We start from the raw sequence: 1,303 nt of genomic DNA, 5'->3' as shown, positions 1-1,303 counted from the left end.
ATCGGCAATATGGCGGAGAAGTACCAGCGGGATCAGAATGCCGCCGCGGCTCAAAAACACCGCTGTGCCGGGCACCCGCGCGATGTTCCCGGTTTTGAGTTCTGTGAAGAAGTCTGCGGGTCTCTTCTCATTTTCTGCCGCGCGGCGCCGCATGGCCTCGACGCCGCGATGCCACGTGGTCATGATCGTGAAGATCACCACGCCCAAAAGCAGCGGCACCCAGCCGCCTTCGCGCAGCTTGAGCAGGTTTGCTGCGAAGAAGGTGAGATCAAAGACCAGAAAGGCGCCACTCGCGGGAAGCGCGATCCATCTCGGCCAATGCCAGAGGTCACGCATGGCGTTGTAGAGGAGAACGGTCGTGAGAAGCATGGTGGTCGAGACGGCCGTGCCATAGGCGCCCGCCAGCCGGTCCGAACTTCCAAAGCCGAAGGTCAGTGCGAGCGTGCCCGGTCAAGGTAAAGGCGGGCAAAACCGTGAGGTTCAAAGTCTCGCCGGCGCTGAAGAAGTTGGTCTAACGTCCGACTTCGCCGAGGCGAAGCCTCAACCCTTCACAGGGTCACTCGCGCGTTCCCATATCCAGAGCACTCTCCTCGACATGCCCAGCACTGCCGACGGCTTCCCGAAAGCGGCCGAGGGCGCCGCGCGGCACATCGCGTATTAGAAAGACGGCACCGTCCGGGATAGATGTCGCCCACGTGCTGGGCGACGCGAGGCATCTTGGCTTCCCCGAGAGGAACCTGATGCCTCGGCCTGGGCGAGCCCCACGCAGGTTCCTGAGCGACGCAGCGATCTCGCGTCCGACGAGATAGATCGGCGTCTCATGCGCTTCGAACACTGAGCGAAAGGGCACGCGCTCGTCGACCGTGATCCGAAGATTAACCATGTCTTCCAGAGCAGCTATTCTGCCATCGACAGCCCAGATGTCCTGACAAAGCGCGCGCAGTGCCTGCTCCGCTTTGAGTGGAAAGACCCAGCCGGTCGTCGAGCCGAGCCACGTTCCACCGACCTGCCTTGCACGATACGGAAGCGCCGGATGATAGGGCGCCTCGAGTTCAAGCCGCGCCCCGTTGGCCCGAATGACGACCATGTCGGGTTCTCTCCAGAAGAACTGACCGAATCCTAGCGGTCTCCTTGCTGTGCGCCAAACCCTATGTCGGAGCAGATGGATGAATTCGCCGAATCAACTGCGGCTGAGAAATCAAGAACGCGAATCACCTGCTGTGATCCTGCTCGCATTTGCTCGGCGCGCTAGGGTGCTCCGCCCGGTGGATTTTGGGAGGTCGACTTCATCTCGCGGTCTTGT

The 1,303-nt window shown here is 61.4% G+C and carries 2 protein-coding genes; both read right to left on the bottom strand.

The window, feature by feature from the left end:
• Positions 1 to 435, bottom strand: a 435-nt coding sequence (locus GSQ92_RS22290; protein WP_256367122.1) for a KUP/HAK/KT family potassium transporter, incomplete at its 3' end; no start/stop codon positions are given.
• Between the two features lie 121 nt (positions 436 to 556).
• Positions 557 to 1,087 (bottom strand): hypothetical protein, encoded by a 531-nt coding sequence (locus GSQ92_RS22285; RefSeq protein ID WP_159014009.1) that lies wholly within the window; start codon positions 1,085 to 1,087, stop codon positions 557 to 559.
• Between the last annotated feature and the right edge of the window lie 216 nt (positions 1,088 to 1,303).

The organism is Acidisoma sp. S159 (genome assembly GCF_009766125.1).
Taxonomy (GTDB): Bacteria; Pseudomonadota; Alphaproteobacteria; order Acetobacterales; family Acetobacteraceae; genus Acidisoma.
The sequence above is the reverse complement of the archived record's forward strand: the minus strand, read 5'-3'. Positions and strand labels throughout refer to the sequence as shown.